General features: G+C 65.9%; 14 protein-coding genes. 5 read left to right on the plus strand and 9 right to left on the minus strand.

Going from position 1 to position 19,294, the window contains the following annotated elements; all coding sequences use genetic code 11:
- Nucleotide 1: 1 nt before the first annotated feature.
- From AC0KUR_RS08585 to AC0KUR_RS08610, 6 genes are all read right to left on the minus strand, one after another.
- Complete coding sequence (locus AC0KUR_RS08585; protein WP_473375705.1) at nucleotides 2-1,156, minus strand: DUF6402 family protein; 1,155 nt, start codon at nucleotides 1,154-1,156, stop codon at nucleotides 2-4.
- A 953-nt stretch (nucleotides 1,157-2,109) separates the two neighbouring features.
- Nucleotides 2,110-3,132, minus strand: coding sequence for a Rieske (2Fe-2S) protein (locus AC0KUR_RS08590; RefSeq protein WP_473375706.1), 1,023 nt, complete (start codon nucleotides 3,130-3,132; stop codon nucleotides 2,110-2,112).
- A 26-nt stretch (nucleotides 3,133-3,158) separates the two neighbouring features.
- A complete protein-coding gene (locus AC0KUR_RS08595; protein WP_473375707.1) occupies nucleotides 3,159-4,211 on the minus strand; it encodes a Rieske 2Fe-2S domain-containing protein in 1,053 nt (350 codons plus the stop codon).
- Nucleotides 4,212-4,223: 12 nt separating this feature from the next.
- On the minus strand, nucleotides 4,224-5,306 hold the full coding sequence (locus AC0KUR_RS08600) for a terpene synthase family protein (RefSeq protein ID WP_473375708.1): 1,083 nt from the start codon (nucleotides 5,304-5,306) through the stop codon (nucleotides 4,224-4,226).
- Nucleotides 5,307-5,319: 13 nt separating this feature from the next.
- Nucleotides 5,320-6,282 carry an SAM-dependent methyltransferase gene (locus tag AC0KUR_RS08605; RefSeq protein ID WP_226253124.1) on the minus strand — a complete coding sequence of 321 codons (963 nt, stop codon included), beginning with the start codon at nucleotides 6,280-6,282 and terminating at the stop codon, nucleotides 5,320-5,322.
- A 624-nt stretch (nucleotides 6,283-6,906) separates the two neighbouring features.
- Complete coding sequence (locus AC0KUR_RS08610; protein WP_034190015.1) at nucleotides 6,907-7,581, minus strand: HAD family hydrolase; 675 nt, start codon at nucleotides 7,579-7,581, stop codon at nucleotides 6,907-6,909.
- Nucleotides 7,582-7,811: 230 nt separating this feature from the next.
- Between AC0KUR_RS08610 and AC0KUR_RS08615 the strand changes: the two genes are divergently transcribed.
- Nucleotides 7,812-8,996: a sugar transporter gene (locus AC0KUR_RS08615; protein ID WP_473375709.1), complete on the plus strand. Its 1,185-nt coding sequence runs from the start codon at nucleotides 7,812-7,814 to the stop codon at nucleotides 8,994-8,996.
- Between the two features lie 75 nt (nucleotides 8,997-9,071).
- Here the strand turns inward: AC0KUR_RS08615 and AC0KUR_RS08620 are convergent, their stop codons facing one another.
- From AC0KUR_RS08620 to AC0KUR_RS08630, 3 genes are all read right to left on the minus strand, one after another.
- Nucleotides 9,072-10,241 (minus strand): helix-turn-helix domain-containing protein, encoded by a 1,170-nt coding sequence (locus tag AC0KUR_RS08620; protein ID WP_473375901.1) that lies wholly within the window; start codon nucleotides 10,239-10,241, stop codon nucleotides 9,072-9,074.
- A gap of 170 nt (nucleotides 10,242-10,411) precedes the next feature.
- Nucleotides 10,412-11,539 (minus strand): NAD(P)-dependent alcohol dehydrogenase, encoded by a 1,128-nt coding sequence (locus tag AC0KUR_RS08625; RefSeq protein WP_124669514.1) that lies wholly within the window; start codon nucleotides 11,537-11,539, stop codon nucleotides 10,412-10,414.
- Nucleotides 11,540-11,553: 14 nt separating this feature from the next.
- Nucleotides 11,554-13,023, minus strand: a complete 1,470-nt coding sequence (locus tag AC0KUR_RS08630; protein ID WP_473375710.1) for a benzaldehyde dehydrogenase — start codon at nucleotides 13,021-13,023, stop codon at nucleotides 11,554-11,556.
- A gap of 1,046 nt (nucleotides 13,024-14,069) precedes the next feature.
- Here AC0KUR_RS08630 and AC0KUR_RS08635 point away from each other — a divergent pair.
- The 4 genes from AC0KUR_RS08635 (at nucleotide 14,070) to catA (ending at nucleotide 19,283) form a co-directional block, all read left to right on the plus strand.
- Nucleotides 14,070-16,229 carry an alpha-galactosidase D gene (locus AC0KUR_RS08635; protein WP_473375711.1) on the plus strand — a complete coding sequence of 720 codons (2,160 nt, stop codon included), beginning with the start codon at nucleotides 14,070-14,072 and terminating at the stop codon, nucleotides 16,227-16,229.
- Nucleotides 16,230-16,367: 138 nt separating this feature from the next.
- Nucleotides 16,368-16,805 (plus strand): hypothetical protein, encoded by a 438-nt coding sequence (locus AC0KUR_RS08640; RefSeq protein ID WP_154233787.1) that lies wholly within the window; start codon nucleotides 16,368-16,370, stop codon nucleotides 16,803-16,805.
- Nucleotides 16,806-17,157: 352 nt separating this feature from the next.
- Nucleotides 17,158-18,294, plus strand: a complete 1,137-nt coding sequence (locus AC0KUR_RS08645) for a muconate/chloromuconate family cycloisomerase (protein ID WP_473375712.1) — start codon at nucleotides 17,158-17,160, stop codon at nucleotides 18,292-18,294.
- Nucleotides 18,295-18,347: 53 nt separating this feature from the next.
- Entirely contained in the window at nucleotides 18,348-19,283 is a 936-nt protein-coding gene (gene catA / locus AC0KUR_RS08650; RefSeq protein WP_226253114.1) for a catechol 1,2-dioxygenase, read from the plus strand.
- Nucleotides 19,284-19,294 lie beyond the last annotated feature (11 nt).

Consider the following 19,294-nt stretch of genomic DNA (forward strand, 5'->3'; position numbering starts at 1 on the left):
ATTAAATTTTTTCGGGTGACCTGCATATTTCGCCCAGACTCAATTTAATGGAATTTGTTAACTTGAGGTATCGAAATGGTGAATATATCACAAAATCTTCCCCGCGATTATGTTTGATTCTCCAGTCGTTGTAGGTTTTGTTGAAAATGGGATAGTACACATCACATGCCCTGAATTTCTTGAGCAGACCTTTTCGTGTGTCGATCGGATTATCGAGAAAGTCATCGATCAGATACTTCCACTTAATCCTCGAGTCAACCTCGAGGGAGGTTCCGAGATTCGAATTGACGCCACTTCGATATAGAAGCTCCCTGATTCTCCCTCCGTTCGTGATAATCATGCCATTTTTGTTCCAGTGTCCCAAATACTGGCTGCTCGATTGCGATTTCCCGTCGTTGAAGGAATAGCTATCTTTTATATATACATAGATATGTGTTATGGATGCGGCCAGATCGACGCAGTATGATTTGGATTTTTCATGATTGTTGTATTTGTAATATCTGTCTCCAGAAAACTCCACACGCCCAATGGCGGCATAGATGTTGAAATTCGCCAGAGCAGCAGTCAAATCCGTCGGCGCATATGGGAGGCCTCCCGTTGTATCAAAGCTGGACACATTGACAAGTTGAAATTGCCACTTCCTGCAAAACTCGACGGGATTGCCTTTGTCGCCGACCGTCTGAAAATCGAGAGCTACCGAAGATGCGAATTTTTCTTTCACCACATGCCGTAGCAGATCTCTCAACCTAGCCGTGGCATTTTCGTTGTAGATATTTTTCGAGATAAGTTCTTCATATCGCTCTTTGACCTTCCCGAATTTCAGGGCCCAATCAAGGGTGACTGCGGTATTGTCAAACGGCTGATCTGTTTTGAAGCTGTTGTCCCATACGTGCTTGGGGCCGCTGAACCATCGCCTGGCGAGCTTGGCGGCAACAGGCCATTTCATTCGTTTCATCGCCTCAGGGACTTCCAGCAGGTCAAACGGAGGCGGATTTTCGCAATGCTCCGCATCGGCTGGCTCGGGCGACTTGGGTGGCGGGGCTTGCTTGGGTGGAGGAGTCTTTGCCGGCTCAGGTGCTTTCATCGTCTCGGGCTGGGCGGGTTTGGGCCCCGGAGACTTGGCGGGTTCGGGTTCGCCCGGAGCGAGCTTGTCCATGCAAACTCCGTGCGGGGTATTCAGGGGGACACACCCGTTGACGCCAGCGTATTCCTTCCACTTCGGCAATGAGAATGGAACCGATGATGTTTTGATTTCGTAATAAGGTAATTTTTTGACTTCCGGCATAGGGTGTTCGATATAGGATTTTTTGAAATGGAGTGGCAATGATTTAATCAATGATCTGGAAAAATAGAACGGCAACAATGAAAACAACTGTCAGAATTTTCCTTGCATTTGAGATCGTAAAGATATGGGTGGCTCGCCATCGGAGGCGTACAGCAACTCGCGACGATTGGCGTACTCCGCCCGATACGATGTCGACATCGTCAGCGACGGCAGCGCATTCCTGCGGCCTCGGCGTTCGACATTAACGTACTGATAGGCCAGGTGGCTCCTGCCATCGTGTTGGTCACCTCTATTTGTTTATCGAAACCCGTCTAGTCTACCGGGATGCAGAAGTGCGGCTGTAGCTGTCCGGGAGGACGACCTTATAATCTATCGATGAATTAAATAGTAACTTCTATTCGCGAATTGATAATTAAGATTATCTTGTGCGAGAAAATCGCTCGCCTGCCGAGACTCCCATGTGAGGATTATCGATTGGCAATTTTAAAATACGGGGAAAATACGCAAGCGTTGCTCGCAGAGAACGTCGGTCCTGGCGTTGTACGCGTCATGCCGTTTGCGCCGGCCGCGAAGCTCGACGTCGCTTTAATGCATGGCGATGGGCCGGAACGTCGTACACGCTCAGCGTGCCGGCGCGTTCGAGTTCGTCGCGGCCGTAGCCTCGAGGATCCGTACCTGCTGTTCGCGTGCCGGCGATCGTGAACTGCACGGACGCGTACCGGACGGGGGCGACTCAGACCCGGGCGATTGGGAGATCAGAACAATGTTGGTCCAGGCGGACGGTGTGACGCAGGACACCCCGCTGCCGGGGCCATCGGCTCCTGCTATTTCCCGGCGAACGCATCGGCATGCGCGGCGCGATGCCGTGCTTCGGCCCGATCCCCGGCCGGATAGAACTGCCGCGCCCATCGCTGAAACACCGGGTACGGCCCGTCGCCCGCGCCCGGCGTACCGTAGCCCGTGTAGTCGCGATTGCTCCACACCATGATGTCTTCCTTGAACACCGGCACGAGCCACAGCCGGTGCAGCAACCGGCCGAGCGCGGCGTAGACGACGCGCTGCAGCGGGGCCGGCCACCTCGACAGCCACGAAAAGCGGAACGAGATGCCGTCCCGGAAGGTCCAGCGCAGCGGCGCGATCTGCACGCCGCACGCGAAGATCTTCGCTTCGAGGCCGATCGCCTTCATTTCATGGTCGGACGACACGCACCCGAGGCCGTGCACGCCGATCAGCGTGCTCCATCTGATGTTCTTCCACGCCATGTCCACCTGCATCGAAATACGCGGGCCGTCGATCACCGGGGCATGCGGTTTCATGTCCTTCCAGCGATGCAGCGCGCCGAAATGCTCGAGGTCGTAGCCGTTTTCCGGCAGGTTCTGCATCACGCCGCGCAGCGTGAATGCCTGGCCGACCGGCGCCGAGAAGCCGGTCATGTTCACGTCGGGCAGTTCCCAGGTCGGCGCCAGGCCGTCGGCGTTCTGCCACACGAACACGAAGCCGTTCCATTCGCGCACGTGCCGGGTGCGAAGCGTCAGCCCTTGGGCGCCGTGCGGGCAGCGGGCGGTGGCGCGCCGGCCGTCGGGGCCGTATGCGTAGTGATGGAACGGGCAGACGATCTGCTCGCCGTCGACCGTGCCGCCGTGGCCGAGATGCGCGCCCTGGTGCGGGCAATACGCGTCGACCGCGCAGGCGACGCCCGATGCGGTCCGGTACAGCACGACATCGCGTCCCATGAACGGCGTCGTGAGCACGCTGCCGCGCTTCAGCTCGCGGCTGAAACACAGTGCGAACCATCCGTCCGGATAGGGCAGCGGCGCGGTCTCGTCGGCGGGGCCGGTTGCATTCATCGCGTGTTCCTGCGTCGGCTTGGCACTCATCGCGCGAATGCCCGATCGACGTAGGCGACGGCCGCCGGCCCGGCGCCGTCCTGCCCGTCGGGCGCATCGCCGTCGGGTGCCGGATAGAACTGCGCGGCCCAGCGCCGGAACGTCATGATCGGCATCTCGCCGGCCATCAGCGTCGGGCGCGCGTCGTAGTCGCGGTGATGCCAGATGCGCAGGTCGCGCTTGAACTGGGGCACGAACCACCACCGGTAAGCGGCGCTCGCGAGTACCTCGTGCAGGGCCCGGCGCAGCGGCGACGGCCACGCCGACGCGCGTTCGACGCGCAGTGCCACGAATTCACGGCACGTCCAGCGATCGGGTTCGATCTGCGTCGGGAACAGCACGACCCGCGCATGCAGCCCGAGGTCCGGCAGTTCCATGCGCGCGGCCATGCAGCCCAGGCCGTGCATCGTGATATCCAGCAACAGCCGTTGCCCGAGCAGCACGAGCGTCGAGCGCATCGTCATCCGGTGGCCGTCGGCTTGCGGCGGCTCCAGCACCGGATTCGACCAGCCGTGCACCGGACTGAAATGGTTGACGTCGACGCCGTTCTCGGCCGGATTCTGCAGATTGCCGTTCAGGGTGTGGCACGCGCCGCGCGGCCGCGAATAACCATCGAGGTCGAGGTCGGGCAGCGACCACGACGGCGGTGCGCCCGCACGGTCCTGCCATGCGAGCACGAGGCCGTTCCATTCGCGCACCTGGCGGTGCCGCAGCGTGGCGGCAGGCGGCTTGCCGTCTTGCCCGGCGCGCACGCAGGTGCCGTCCGGCGCGAACGCGAGGTGATGGAACGGGCACACGATCTCCTCGCCGCGCACGACGCCGCCGTGCCCGAGATGCGCGCCGAGGTGCGGGCAATGCGGCGCGACCGCGCGAATCAGGCCGGATGCCGTTCGATAAAGCACGACGTCCTCGCCCATGAAACGCGTGACGACGAGCGCGCCGGGTTTGACGTCGCGGCTGTAGGCCAGCGCGAACCAGCCGTCCGGATAGCGATGTCGCGAGGCGGCGGGCGCGGACACGGGAGGGATCGATGCGTGCATGCGCGTCTCCGGTCACCGGTGCGAATCGTGCCGCTCCGCCGCCGCGATTTCCTCGAGCGTCGGCAGCGCCGTCATCGCGACTTCGCCGCCGGCGAAGCGCCCGCCGCCGAGATCGTCGCCGTGGTAGCGGGTGCTGAACGCGTGGAATTCCGCGTTGCCGGCGCTCATGTAGCCCAGTTCCGTCACGTACGCCTGCGTGTCGGCGTCGCCGGCCAGCACGCCTGTCGCGATCGCGTCGCGCGCGTCGATCAGGCGGCGCTCGTTCGACGCGCACAGGGCAGCCAGCCGGTCGAGCGCCGCCTGCACGTCCAGTTGTTCGACGCGTATCAGGATCCAGACGGCATTGAACCGCTCATGCGCGGACCACTCCTTGCGAAACGAAAACAGGTCGTTGACGAGGATCACCGAATCGATCGCCGCGTCGCGCGCATCGGCCAGTGCCGGGTGTTTCGCGAGGCGCTCGCCCATGTCGATGTCGAGCGCGTATTCGGTGAGCAGGGTGATCCAGTGCCCGAATCCCTCGACCCGGCGAAACGCCAGATAATCGGCGAGCGACAGGCGCGACGCGTCGGTCGCCGTCGGATTGGCCTGGGTGCGGATCTGGTCGCGGATGCATTCGACGAACCGCTGCCAGAAGGCCGGGCGCGCGTCGCCCGCGGTGCGCATCAGGTGCAGCGTGTTGTGCAGCAGTCGCGCGGACGGCACGTCGGCCGGTGGCAGCTTGCCGTCGACGGCCGCGAGGAAATGCTCGCGCAACGCGTCGAGCCCCGCCTGATCGCCGGTGCGCGCGAGATGCGTGAACGCGTCGTCCATCAGCGTCGTGACGTGCATCATGCGGTGGATCGCATACACGCGATCGGGCCGCGCATTCGGGTAGCACAGGCTGCCATAGGCGGGAACGCGCTGCGCGAGAAAACGGCGCGCCGCTGCCTCGCTGCGATAGTGCTGCAGGATGGTCGGGTAGTCGTCGATCGCGAGCTGCCGCTCGATCGCTTCATGCCGCGGGTGCCGTGCGACGGGCAGCGACAGACGCGGCAGCGGCAGCACCAGCGTCTGCGTGGCGCTCGCGGTGCGTGGCGTTTGGGAGGCGTGCATGCGAGTCTCCCGGTCATGCGTCCGGTTTGACCGCGACGACGCTGTAGGTCGACACCTTGTTCTTGATCAGCGCGACGGACCAGTTTTCGGCGAGCACGCGCAGTTCTTCCAGCGTGTCCGGGGCGTGGTGCGGAAAATGGCGATCGATGTTGGCCTTGGCGTCCATCAGCCAGCGCGCGACGTCGATGTTCGACGGCAGCACGCGCATGTCGCGGATGGCGAACCCTGCGTCGACCAGCACCCGCCGGAAATAATCGGGTGTCTTCCTGTGTTTGCACGCGATCCGGTCGATCTCGTCCGGCGTGTCGGACTGGTATTCGCTCAGGTCGACGTTGTACAGATTATCCGAGATGATCACCGATCCGCCGGGGCGCACGCGGGCATGCAGCGCGCGCATCGCCTTTTCGTACAGTGCGTTCGGGAAATGCGAGATCACGCCGCGAATGATCACGAGATCGTACGGCGTCGCGGGATCGGGTAGTCGATCGACGTCCTGGGCGTTGCACTGATAGAGGTTGATGCGGCCCGCGAGCCCGTGCTGCGCATGAAAACGTGCGCAGTAGTCGAGCTGCTCGCGACTGACGTTGACCCCGTCGAGACACAGGCAGTCGGGGAAGCGGCCGGCCAGATACTTGAGGATGTAGCCCCAGCCGCAGCCGATGTCGAGAATGCGCTCGACGCGCGCGGGAGCCGGGGCGTCGAAGCCGGCGAGATGGAGCTGGCGTTCGAAGTAGCGCATGCCCGATTCGTCGAGCGAGATCGGCGGCGTGGAGCGCGGATCGTCGTAAACACCGAACTGGAACAGCAGGTACTCGCCGATCGCCTTGCGCCAGTCGTCCGGACTGCCGGCATAGGTCGTCTGCACTTTCCGTTCGTAATCGTTCACCGTCTCGCCATGCAGCACGCGGATAGGCAGCGCGCGCTCCAGGTGAGGCGCGCGCAGTTCGGCGCTCGCCCGTTCGCTGAGCTGATTCATCGAAATCCTCGCGTCGTCTATTGCCGAAAAAACCGGACGAAACAATGCCTGCCGATTGAGCGGCAGCGCAGGTCTTCACGAGACGTCGGCACGAAAATGCGCCCGCCGATACGTGAGATCGAATAAATCGATGTAATGCTTCTGTCGAAGCGTTATGAAGGTGAAAGATCCGTGCGCATTTAAAGGTCCCCGGATAAATGGCGGAAAGGGTGCCGAGACGAAGCATCGCAACCCCGGCCCCATACCATGTGCGGGCCTTCTGGCATTGCGGGATCGCGCCGGCCAGCCGGTTCGGCGCGGTATGTCGCTTGCGTTTTCACGATTCCGATACTGCGATTGTGAAACGGAAGCGAAGTGTATTCGTTATATGAGAGGCAATTCGTTTTTTCAAGAATCTTCCAGCCTGTTTTAAAAACACCGGGAAAGCAGGCGCTAATTAAAATATTGAAATCGCAATGGTCAACGGCGATTGGGATTATTTCGATTCGATGAATCGAAGCCGGGCGGCCGCGCCGCGAACGATCGCGTGCGCGGCTGCCTGGCAGGACGAGGCCGGCCGCATGACGTCAGGCTCGACGGGAACGCGCGCTCGCGCCGAACGAGCCGGGCGCGGTGAACGGGCGCCTACGGCCGCGCGGCAATCTCGTCGAGATGCCACAGCAGGTCGGCCGGGTCGTCGTACACGCGCAGCGCGCCGGCGCGCTCCAGTTCGTCGCTGCCGTAGCCGCCCGACAGCAGCCCGACGCCGAGCGCGCGGCAGCGGGCGGCGGCCAGCATGTCCCAGATGCTGTCGCCGACCACGACGGTGTGCTCGATCGGCACGTTCAGCTGCGCGGCGGCAGTCAGGAACAGGTCGGGGTCCGGCTTCGCATACTTGACCTGGTCGCGCGTGACGACCACCTGCTTCGCCGGATCGACGCCGAGCGCCTCGAGATTGATGGCGGCCGTTTCCATCCGTCCGCTGGTGGCGATCGCCCAGCGGATGCCCGCGCCGGACAGCGCGGCCAGCAGTTCGCGCGCGCCCGGCAGCGGACGCACCTGCGCGCGCAGCCGCTGGTAGGCGGCCGCATGCAGCCGCGCGAGCCGTTCGACACGCTCGGCGTCGATGTCGCCCGCCGTCTCGCGCAGCAACTGGTTCAGGAACAGGCCGCCGCTCATCCCGATCTTGCGGTGGATGCGCCATACCGACAGCTCGATGCCCTCCGCGTCGAGCGCTTCCTTCCACGCGAGCACGTGCTGATAGACGCTGTCGACGAGCGTGCCGTCGAGATCGAACAGAAACGACGTTTCAATGCGCATGTGAATCTCCTGGTCCGGTGACAGGCGGGCGAAGCGTCCGCGGGAATCGTGGTCGATGGAGACATTATCGGCGCATGGCCGTGTCGTCGCCATGTCCGGCCGCCGGTACGGCGACGTGTCATGCGCCGCTGGTACAATCGCCCGATGCGCCGGGCCGGGCCTTCTGTGCCGCTTTCCGCGCCGCGCCCGTGCCGTACACACCCCCAACCCTCGTCTCGTCGATTCCACGCATGGCAACACCGGACGCCATCAGTTCCAGGCACTCGTGGTGGGGCGTACTGGCCCTGTCACTCACCGCCTTCATTTTCAACACCACCGAATTCGTGCCGGTCGCGCTGCTCAGCGCGATCGGCGACAGCCTGCAGATGCAGCCGACCGCCGTCGGCCTGATGCTGACGATCTACGCATGGGCGGTGGCCGTCGTGTCGCTGCCGCTGACCTTCGTCACGCGTCACGTCGAACGGCGCAAGCTGCTGATCGGCGCGTTGCTGGTGTTCATCGGCAGCCACATCGTGACCGGCGTCGCATGGAATTTCACGGTGCTGATGATCGGCCGGCTCGGCATCGCGTGCGCGCATGCGGTGTTCTGGTCGATTTCCGTCCCGCTGGCGGTGCGGCTCGCGCCGAGCGACCGCAAAAGCCGCGCGCTGAGCCTGATCGCGATGGGCTCGGCGATCGCGATGGTCGCCGGCATTCCGCTCGGCCGCGTGATCGGCGAGGCGTTCGGCTGGCGCGTCACGTTCCTGATCATCGCGGGCGCCGCGGCCGGCGCGGCGCTGGTGTTGCGCGCCACGTTGCCGGTCCTGCCGAGCCAGGGCGCCGGCTCGCTGAGCAGCATCGGCGTGTTCCTGCGCAAGCCGGCCCTGGTGGCGCTCTACGCGATTACCGTCCTGGTCGTGTCCGCGCATTTCACGTCGTACACGTACATCGAGCCGTTCGTCCAGAGCGTGAACCACGCGAGCAGCAGCCGGATCACGTACGTGCTGATCCTGTTCGGCATCGCCGGCCTGCCGGCCGCGCTCTGCTTCAATCGCGCGTACCCGCGCGATCCCGACCGGTTTCTGCTGACGTCGATCGTCGCGTTGTCGGGTTGCCTGCTGGTCCTGTTCCCGTGCGCGCTGAACATCGTCACGCTGTCCGTGCATACGCTGGTGTGGGGCGGCGCGATCGTCTGCTTCGGCCTCGCGATGCAGGCGTGGGTGCTGAAGCTGGCGCCGGACGCGACCGACCTCGCGGTGTCGATCTACTCCGGGCTGTACAACGTGGGCATCGGCGCGGGTGCACTGCTCGGCAACCATATCGCCGGGGACTACGGGCTGCCGTGGATCGGCACGTTTGGCGGCGTGGTCGGCGCGTTCGCGGTCGGGATCGCGTGGCTCGCGTTGCGGCTTCATGCGCGGCAGGCAGTGGCTTAAAGGCCGCGCAAGCCCGTTATCGGCATGAACGGGCCCCAAGCGCCATTGTCATGCGGCCCGCTTCGTCCCGCGTCGTCAATGCGGCGCGTCGTATGGGAGCCCCGCCGCATCGCGCTGCCGCAGTTTCGCGTACAGCGTCGTGCGTGAAATGCCGAGTTGCCGCGCGGCCGCCGACACGTTGCCGTCATGCTCGTCGAGCGCCCGGCGGATCGCGTCGAGCGACTGTTCGCGCAGGCTGACGCTGGCGGGTGGGCTGACGGCCGGCGCCGCGTGACACAGGTCCTCCGCGTCGGCGAGCACGTCGGCGTGGCGCGCGGCGGTCGCCCGATCGAGCGGTGCGCGCACGGTGCGCACCCAGATGTGGCTGCCATCGTCGCGTGCGATCCGCTGCGGCGTGCGCGACGGTGTCAGCAAGCGACGCTGCTGCGCGGGCGTCGCACCGGGAAACAGTTGCCGGAGCTCGACCGGTGCGGCCGGCCCTTCGGACGCGAGGTCGAGCATCCGGCGCGCCGGACGGCTCACCGCACGCACGCGGCCGGACCCGTCGAGCGCAATGACGCCGGCGAGCGGCGTGCCGAGCCAGCGCGGATCGTATTGCACCTGCAGCAGATGGCAGTCGCGCAGCATCGCATAAAGCCGCTGCTCGGCGGACAGCGCCGCATGCCGGAACGGCTCGAGCAGTTGCGCGACATTGCGCCGGCCGGTGCCGGTGATGTCGAGCGCGCCGATTACTTCACCGTCGAAGCCGACCAGCGGTACCGCGAGACAGAACACCCGCGAGAACGCGTCGAGATAATGCTGCGCGCCCGCGACGACGGTCTCGACGCCGTCGTGAATCACGCAGCTCGGCGCGGTCGTGCCGATGTTCGGTTCGACGATCCGGCGCCCGGCGACGATCGGCGTCAGCAGCGCGTCGTCGCATTGCGGGCTGCGTCGCGCGTGGACGACCGTGCCGTGCGGATTGACGCACATGATCGTCCATTCGCTGCCGCCGAATGCGGCCCACAGCGGCTCGATCTCCTGCGCGACGCAGCGATAGAGCCGCCGGTCCGCGCGCGATTCGTCGTGCTCGCGCTGCATTTCATAGCGGGCGGTTTGCCACGGCCGCAGCCCGGCATCGCGCGAGCGCAGCCACGAGCGCGCGACGCCGGCCGGCAACGCCATGTCCGGCAGCGGCTCGCCCGCGGCGAAGCGGGCGCGGAGCCGGTCGAGGTCGACCGGCCTTGCAGGGGATTCGGGGGCCATGTTCACGCTGCGCTCCATGTGGGTCGAAGGTCCGGGCGCGCGTGCCGCGCCGGCGTGTCGAGCGAATGCGTAATATAGCCCGGTGCCCGGAATGCGGCATTTTCCTTCCCCGAGGGCGTCGTTGCGTGCCGCCGCGAGGCGTCGGCGGCCCGCGCGGCGCCCGCGTGCGCTCAATGCGGCAAGCGCAGGATCGGCTTGAGCGTGATTCCCGTGCTGCTGTCTTCCGCCGCCTGGTTGATCTGCTCGAGCGGATAGAACTTCACCAGCCGGTCGAACGGAAACCGCCCCTGCAGATACAACTGCACGAGTTGCGGAATGAACGTCTGCGGCACGCTGTCGCCTTCGACGATGCCGCGGATCGTGTGGCCGCCGAGCAGCAGGCTGTTCACGTCGAATTCGGCCTTCGTGCCGAGCTTCGGCGCGCCGACCACGCCCATCGTGCCGCGCGAGCCGAGCGCGTCGATCCCTTGCGACAGCACCGCCGGCAGCCCGGTCGATTCGAGCGCATAGTCGACGCCACCGCCGGTGATCTCGCGGATCGCGGCGACGACGTCGACTTCCCGGCTGTTGAGCGCGTGCGTCGCGCCGAGCTCGAGCGCCAGCGCGAGCCGCGACGGGACGATGTCGACCGCGATGATCGTCGTCGCACCCGCGATGCGTGCGGCCATCACGGCACTCATGCCGACCGCCCCCGCGCCGAAGCTCGCGAAGCTGCTGCCGGGGCGCACCGCGAGCGAGTTGATCACCGCCCCCGCGCCGGTCTGGATCCCGCAGCCGAGCGGGCCGAGCAGTTCGAGCGGCGCTTGCTTCGGCACCTTGATCGCGTTGTTCTCGCGTGCGAGCGCGTAGCTCGCGAACGACGACTGCGCGAAGAAATGATCGTGCAGCGGTTGTCCGGCTTCGTCGCGGATGGCCGTCTGCCCGTCGGCGTCGGCGCCGCCGAAATTCAGCGCGAAGAACTGCCGGCAATACGCGCCGTGACCGCCGACGCACGACGCGCAGTGGCCGCACGCGCCGTAGGTGAGCACGACGTGATCGCCGGCGGCGAGCGTCTTCACGTCCGGGCCGACCGCCTCGACCACGCCGGCGCCTTCGTGACCGAGCACGGCCGGCAGCGGTACCGGGTAGTACTGGTCGCGCACGATCAGGTCGGTGTGGCACAGGCCCGTCGCGACGACGCGTACCAGCACCTCGTCGGCGCGCGGCGCGCGGAGCCGGGCGGATTCGATGGTGAAGGGCGCGCCGGCGGCGCGTGCGACGGCCGCGGTGACGGCGCGCGTATCGTTTTCGGTGTACATGGTCGGTCTCCTCGTCAAATCGGGTACAACGGCGCTTCGCCCTTGATCGTCAGCCACTGCCACTGCGTGAATTCTTCCCAGTTCGCGCTGCCGCCGATGCTCGCACCATTGCCCGATGCGCCGACGCCGCCGAACGGATTGATCACTTCGTCGTTCACCGTCTGGTCGTTGATGTGCAGCAGCCCCGTGTTCAGGCGTTCGCCGATCCTCAGCGCGCGGCCGACGTCGGCGGACAGGATCGCCATCGACAGCCCATATTCGGTTTGATTGGCGAGGGTGATCGCGTCTTCGTCGGTATCGAACGGCACGACGATCGCGACCGGCCCGAAAATTTCCTCGTCGAACGCCGGATTGCCCGGCGTGACGCCGCTCAGCACGGTCGGCTCGAAGAACAGGCCGCGATGGCCGCCGCCCGTCTCGACGCGTGCGCCCGCGCGGCGGGCTGCATCGACCACGCTCGCCGCATGGTCGCATTGTGCGGCATTGATCAACGGTCCGAGGCCGACGTCGCCGGTAGCCGGGTCGCCGACGCGCAGGCTTTGCGCCTTCTCGACGAGCTTCGCGACGAAGCGGTCGTGGATCGCGCGCTGCACGAGCACGCGGCCGGTCGCCATGCATATCTGGCCTTGATGCAGATACGCGCCCCACGCGGTGTTGGCGACCGCGCGGTCGAGATCGGCGTCGTCGAGCACGATCAGCGAGTTCTTGCCGCCGAGTTCCAACGATACCTTCTTCAGATGGCGGCCCGCCGCTTCGCCGACCTTGCGCCCGGCCGCGGTGGAGCCGGTGAACTGGATCATCGCGACATGCGGATCGGCGACCAGCGCGGCGCCGGCCGCACCGTCGCCGGGCAGCACGTGCAGCACGCCCTCGGGCAGGCCGGCAAGCTCGAACACGCGCGCGATCGCGACACCGCCGCACACGGCGGTGCGCGGATCGGGTTTCAGCACGACCGCGTTGCCGAGCGCGAGCGCCGGTGCGACCGCGCGCAGCGCGAGGTACAGCGGGAAATTGAACGGCGAGATCACGCCGACCACGCCGCGCGGGCGGCGGCGCGCGAGCGACAGCCGGCCGGCCGCCGACGGCAGCACTTCACCGGCTGCGCGCGACGGCAGCCCGGCGGCCTCGTGCAATGTCTTGATCGTAACGGACGTTTCGAACGACGCCTTCGCGCGCGTCGAGCCGCTTTCGCGCACGAGCCAGTCGACGATCGCATCGAAATACGTTTCGGCGACGGCCGCCGCGCGGCGCAGCACCGCCGCGCGCTCGTCGTAGGGCAGGGCGAACCATGCGGGTTGCGCGCGATGGGCGGCGATGGCGGCTTCCGCGATGGCCGCGCCGTCGGCGAGACCGATGCGGCCGAGCGTGTTGCCGGTCGCCGGTTCGATCACGTCGGCCGCGTGCGGGCTCGCGTCCCAGCGGCCGGTGAAGATCTTGCCGCGCCAGATGTCGGCGTCGAACAGTGCGGTGTTGCTGCTATCCATGTGCGCTCCTGTGGAAATTCGGATCGCCGGATCGGGCAACGCGCGGCCCGCTCCAGCATGCCCGCGAGGGTAGGCGGGCAGGGCGAAACGGGGCTATCCGGGTTTCTTCCCACGCGCGGGAGGCGTATGGATTGGGGCGTGTCCGCGATGCGGTGTGCGGAAACTGAACAGTCGCTGTGGGTTTTGTTGCCGCATTCTGTTCGATGACACTGCAGGTGTGGCCGGTGCGGCGGGACCGGTGCCTGATCTGAAGGCCCGGCGTGAAAACCTGCGCGAAGACTTTCGGTCACGCGTGTTCGGATCGGCCGTTATCGATCCGCAAAGGATATCTGGCGCCCCCGATTGCAGTCATTTTCAAGAATGCGCTTTGGCCTGGCAGCCCCATTCCGCAATTAACTCGAGGCGATGCCGGTGACGTGCCTGATCGATCGTGGGAGCGGGTGCGCGTGGCCATGGATCTTCCGTGGAGAACCACACTTCGTGCCGTTGTCGCCGGCCTGTCTGACGGACGACACCGAGGCGGAGATCGAGGCCGTATGAGCCGGAGCCGGATTCGCCCGGTGCGCGGCGTACCTGGTTCGGCCGTACGTCCAGCAGGGGCGCCTGGTGCGCCTGTTGCCGAGCCTCGAACCGGAACCGTGGAGGCCGCACGTCTATCGGCCGCGGCCCGATGCCACGGCGTATCCGGGGGGGTACGACGAACGCGTGGCGAAGCTCGCGCACGCAACGTCGCGAGCGTAGCGGCGCGCCTGTCCGGTTTTACTTCAAACCGGCAATAACGACGCGGATTGTTTCCGCCTGGTCGATCAAGTGTCCAAAGAGTGGGTTTTCGCGGACGATCGCGGCAAGCATCGACGTCAACGCGATGGGCGACCGGAACACCGTCATCTCCCAATATGTGACCGCGTGCCGCAAAGATTGAAACGGGGAAACGAACGTCATTAATCTGCGTACGCGCACGATGCTGACTGGCGTGCGTCGTTCACAACAATCGGGAGACGAAGATGAAGGGCGTCAATCATTTAGGAATGTTGATGATATGCCTCGTGGCGGCAGCGATTGGCCTGTCGGCATGCGGCGGCGACGATGTCGGTTCGTCGCCGGGAACGAACACGTCGGCGACGGGGACGACCTCGACCACCGGCACGACGTCGACGACTGGCGGCGGCACGACCCCCACCGGTACGTCGCCGACCGCACTGCAGCAGATCGCGGTGAATCCGCCGCCGATGGGCTGGTCGTCGTGGAACAGCCTCGAGGAAAACGTCAGCTTCGATACGATCAAGGCGCAGGCCGACGGCCTGGCCGCGCTGAACGCGAACCTCGCGACGGGCAACAAGTACCAGTATGTGAACATCGACGAAGGCTGGTGGACGTCCAGAAAGCGCGACGCGAACGGCAACTTCATCCTCAACGTCGACATGAACGGCAATCCCACCAATCAGTGGCCGGGCGGGATGAAGGCGATGGCCGACTACATTCACGGCAAGGGGTTGAAGGCCGGCATCTATATCGACTCCGGGCCGCAGGGCTGCGGAAACACGAACGGCACGCATTTCGTCGGCAGCGACTACGCGCACTACGATCACGACTTCCTGCAGTTCGCGCAGTGGGGCTACGACTTCGTCAAGGTCGACTGGTGCGGCGGCAGCGCGGCCGGATACGATCCGCAGCAAGCCTATACGGCGATCTCGCAGGCGATTCAGAAAGCCTATGTCGCGACCGGGAAGCGGCTGGTGCTGAACATGTGCGACTGGGGCACGCTCGGCAAGAGCGGTTATCCCGACTACAACCTGGGGCCCTGGGACTGGGGCGCGGGGATCGCGACTTCGTGGCGCACGACGGGCGACATCTACGGGCCGGGGAGCGGGGTGCCGAAGTTCGGCTCGGTGCTCGGCAACTTCAACGGCAACTATCACCCCGAAGGCCAGCACACCGGTTACTACAACGATCCGGACATGATGGTGGCCGGCATGGGCATGACGGCGGCGAACGACCTGGCGCACGTGAATCTGTGGGCCATCGCCGGCGCGCCGATGATACTCGGCAACGACCTGTCGAAGTCGCTGTCGAGCGATACGACGAGCTTGCTCACCAATCCCGAGCTGATCGCGATCGACCAGGACATGCTGGGCCTCCAGGGGTTGAAGGTCGCGGATGCCAACGGGCAGCAGGTGTGGGCGAAGCTGCTGGCCGGCGCGGGCAAACGCGCGGTGCTGCTGTTCAATAACGGCACGGCGGCGAGCGACATCACGGTGACGTGGCAGCAACTGGGCTTCGCGGCCGGTACGTCGGCGACCGTCCGCGATGTCTGGGCGCACAAGGATCTCGGCGCGGCGACCGGTGCCTACACGGCCGCGAGCGTGCCGGCCGGCGGCACCGTGATGCTCGTGTTGAGCGGCACGGACCTGCCGTCGACCGCCTACCTGCCGGGCCCGCTGTCGGGCGGCGCGACGGTCGCGGACTGCACCGCGTGTGCGAGCGGCAAGAAGGTGACGGGGCTGGGCGCGGTGACGTTCAACAACGTGACCTCGCAAACGGTGGGCGGTTATGTCCAGATCGCCTACCTGAACACCGGGACGGAAACCGCCAGCGCACAGCTCGCGGCGAATGGCGGCAACGGCACGACGCTCGCGTTTCTGCCCACCGGCAATACCGTCGGCACGGTGACGGTCTTTGTCAACCTGCAGTCCGGGGCGAACACGTTGACCTTGTCGGGCCTCGGCGGTACAACGGCGGCACCGGACGTCACGTCGGTCGCCGTGGTGGCCGGCCCGGTGAAGGTTCCGCCCCCGCCGCCGCTGGCTTACGAGGCCGAGGCAGCCGGCAACACGCTCGGCGGGGCGGCGCGCGTGTCGTCATGCGGCGCGTGTTCGCGCGGACAGGACGTCGGCTATATCGGCAACGGTGACGGGACCAGCAACGGCACGCTCACGATCAACGGCATCTCGGTGCCGGCGGACGGCACCTACAGCGTCGTGATCGCCTACGTGAACGGCGATTCGACGCCGCGCAGCGCGCAGGTCGGTTTCGACGGCGCGGCGCCCGTGTCCGTGTCGTTCCCGTCGACGGGCGGATGGGGGAACGTGTCGACGGTGACGGTGACGGGCACGTTCAGGCAAGGAAGCGCCAACGCGCTGCAGTTCTCCAATCCGACGGGCTGGGCGCCCGATATCGACGGTATCGGTGCGCCGGCAACGCAGTGACGTGCGCATGGCGCGGCGCCCCGCTCGCGGGCCGTCGCGCCATTCATCGGAACACGCGCGGCAAGCCGACATCGTGCGGCATCATCATGGTGCCGACGCACCCGCATGCGGTGCCCGATATTCGACTGGAGAGGCTCGATGCCGATACCCCGGATTGAAACGCGCGACGCGATGGGCGACCCCGACGTGGTCTATCTCAACCCGGCGCACGTGCTGTGGATGTCGCTGCCGACCGCCGCGCACCGGCGGCCGGGCGGCACGGCCATCCGCGTGGACGATCGCGTGAAGGGCGGCGCGCTGCTGCTGGCCGACGATCCGCCGGCCGCGCAGTTGCTGCAGGATCTCGGGCCGTTCGTGACGGTGACGCTCGCGAACCCGTCATCCGACTACCCGAACGGTGTCGTGCACGTCCGTGCGCATGCGATCGTCAAGGTCGCGACGGACGATCACGAGAAGCCGCTGTCCGAGCGCACGCTCGGCTGGGTCCATGTCCAGGACGGCTCGGCTTTCAAGGTCGACGATTACGCCGGCGTTGCCGCGCAATGGCAGGCGACGATCGCGGCGGCCTGCCGCTGACCGACGATGGCGCGGCGGCCCGTCGTGCCGCCACGGTCCGGCAGTTTTTTCCCTCAGGAAAACCCTGATCTTTCCGTATCGACCGCCGATTTCCTCGCTTATGGCCGGTGCGCGGGCGACCGCAGCGCACCGCCTCCCCCACCGTAGCGCGCATTCGCGCACACCCCGTTCCAGCAAGGCTCTGCATCTCGCTAACTAGCCAAAATAGGTATGGTGCGTCGCAATAATGCGCGCATATTGCCGAGGTTCGATACCTGTCAGGTATGAAATTCGGCGACCAAAAGTATTGGACGCCCCATTTCCCCGCCGCGTATAAATCCGTTCCATGAACAGCCCCCAAGCCGCACGCGCCATGTCTTCCGCCACCATCGAACGCATCGAAACCCGCCTCGTCGACCTGCCGACAATCCGCCCGCACAAGCTGTCGGTGGCCACGATGCACGGCCAGACGCTGATGCTCGTGAAGGTGTTCTGCAGTGACGGCGTGACGGGCCTCGGCGAAGGCACGACGATCGCCGGCATGGCGTACGGCCCGGAAAGCCCCGAGGCGATGAAGCTCGCGATCGATGCGTACCTCGCCCCGGCGATCGTCGGCCGCGACGCAACACGCATCCAGACGCTGATGGCCTTCCTCGGCAAGCTCGCGAAGGTCAATCACTTCGCGAAGAGCGCGCTCGAAACCGCGCTGCTCGACGCGCACGGCAAGCGGCTCGGCGTGCCCGTCGGCGAGCTGCTCGGCGGCCGCCGGCGCGATCGCCTGCCGGTCGCATGGACGCTCGCGTCGGGCGACACGTCCACCGACATCGCCGAAGCCGAGCGGATGCTCGACCTGCGCCGCCACAACGTGTTCAAGCTGAAGATCGGCGCGAAGTCGCCGGAGACGGATATCCGGCACGTGGCCGAGATCAAGAAGGCCGTCGGCGATCGTGCGTCGGTGCGCGTGGACGTGAACATGGCATGGAGCGAAACGCAGGCCGCGCGCGCGATTCCCGCGCTGGCCGATGCGGGCTGCGAACTGGTCGAACAGCCGGTCGCGTCCGCCGCGGCGCTGGCGCGCCTGATGCGCCGTTTCCCGGTCGCGCTGATGGCCGATGAAATCCTGCAAGGCCCCGACAGCGCCTTCGATATCGCGAAGCATCACGGCGCGGACGTGTTCGCGATCAAGATCGAGCAGAGCGGCGGCCTCTTCGCCGCGCAGCGCGTGGCCGCGATCGCGGATGCCGCCGGCATCGAGCTGTACGGCGGCACGATGCTCGAAGGCGCATTCGGCACGGTGGCGTCCGCGCACCTGTTCGCGAGTTTCGCGAACCTGCAGTGGGGCACCGAGCTGTTCGGGCCGCTGCTGATCACCGAAGAGATCCTGACGCAGCCGCTCGACTACAGCGACTTCGAACTGGCCGTGCCGGACGGCCCCGGTCTCGGCATCGAGCTCGACGAAGACAAGGTCAGGCGTTTCACCCGCGACGGACTCGTGCGAGTCGCGTGCTAGCCCGGGTCAGGCAAAGCCGTCATTCCCCCCAAAATACACGTGGAGACACCATCATGAGCGTCAAAGTTTTCGAAACCCGGGAAGTGCAGGATCTGCTGAAGGCCGCGTCGAACGCGGGCGGCGCCGGCGGTCACGCGCGCACGCAGCAGGTCGTGCTGCGCCTGCTCGGCGACCTGTTCAAGGCGATCGACGATCTCGACATCACGCCCGACGAAGTGTGGGCCGGCGTCAACTACCTGAACAAGCTCGGTCAGGATGGCGAGGCAGCGCTGCTCGCGGCCGGTCTGGGTCTCGAGAAGTACCTGGACATCCGGATGGACGCCGCGGACCAGGCCGCCGGCCTCGACGGCGGCACGCCGCGCACGATCGAAGGGCCGCTGTACGTCGCAGGCGCGCCGGTTCGCGACGGCGTGTCGAAGATTGATCTCGACGCGGACGACGGCGCGGGCCCGCTCGTGATCCACGGCACGGTCACGGGCCTCGACGGCAAGCCGGTCGCGGGCGCGGTGGTCGAATGCTGGCACGCGAACTCGAAGGGCTTCTATTCGCACTTCGACCCGACCGGCGCGCAGACCGACTTCAACCTGCGCGGCGCGGTGAAGACGGGTGCCGACGGCAAGTACGAATTTCGCACGCTGATGCCGGTCGGCTACGGCTGCCCGCCCCAAGGCGCGACGCAGCAACTGCTGAACGGCCTTGGCCGCCACGGCAACCGCCCGGCGCACGTGCACTTCTTCGTCGACAGCCCCGATCACCGCAAGCTGACGACGCAGTTCAACATCGACGGCGATCCGCTGATCTGGGACGACTTCGCGTACGCGACGCGCGAGGAGCTGATCCCGCCCGTGGTCGGGAAGACCGGCGGCACGGCGCTCGGCATGAAGGCCGATGCCTACCAGGACATCGAATTCAACTTCGTGCTGACGCCGCTGGTGCAGGGCCAGGACAACCAGATCGTCCACCGCCCGCGCGCAGCCGCGACGGCATAACCGCCTGGCGG

This window comes from Burkholderia sp. YHN3-13 (assembly GCF_055810675.1).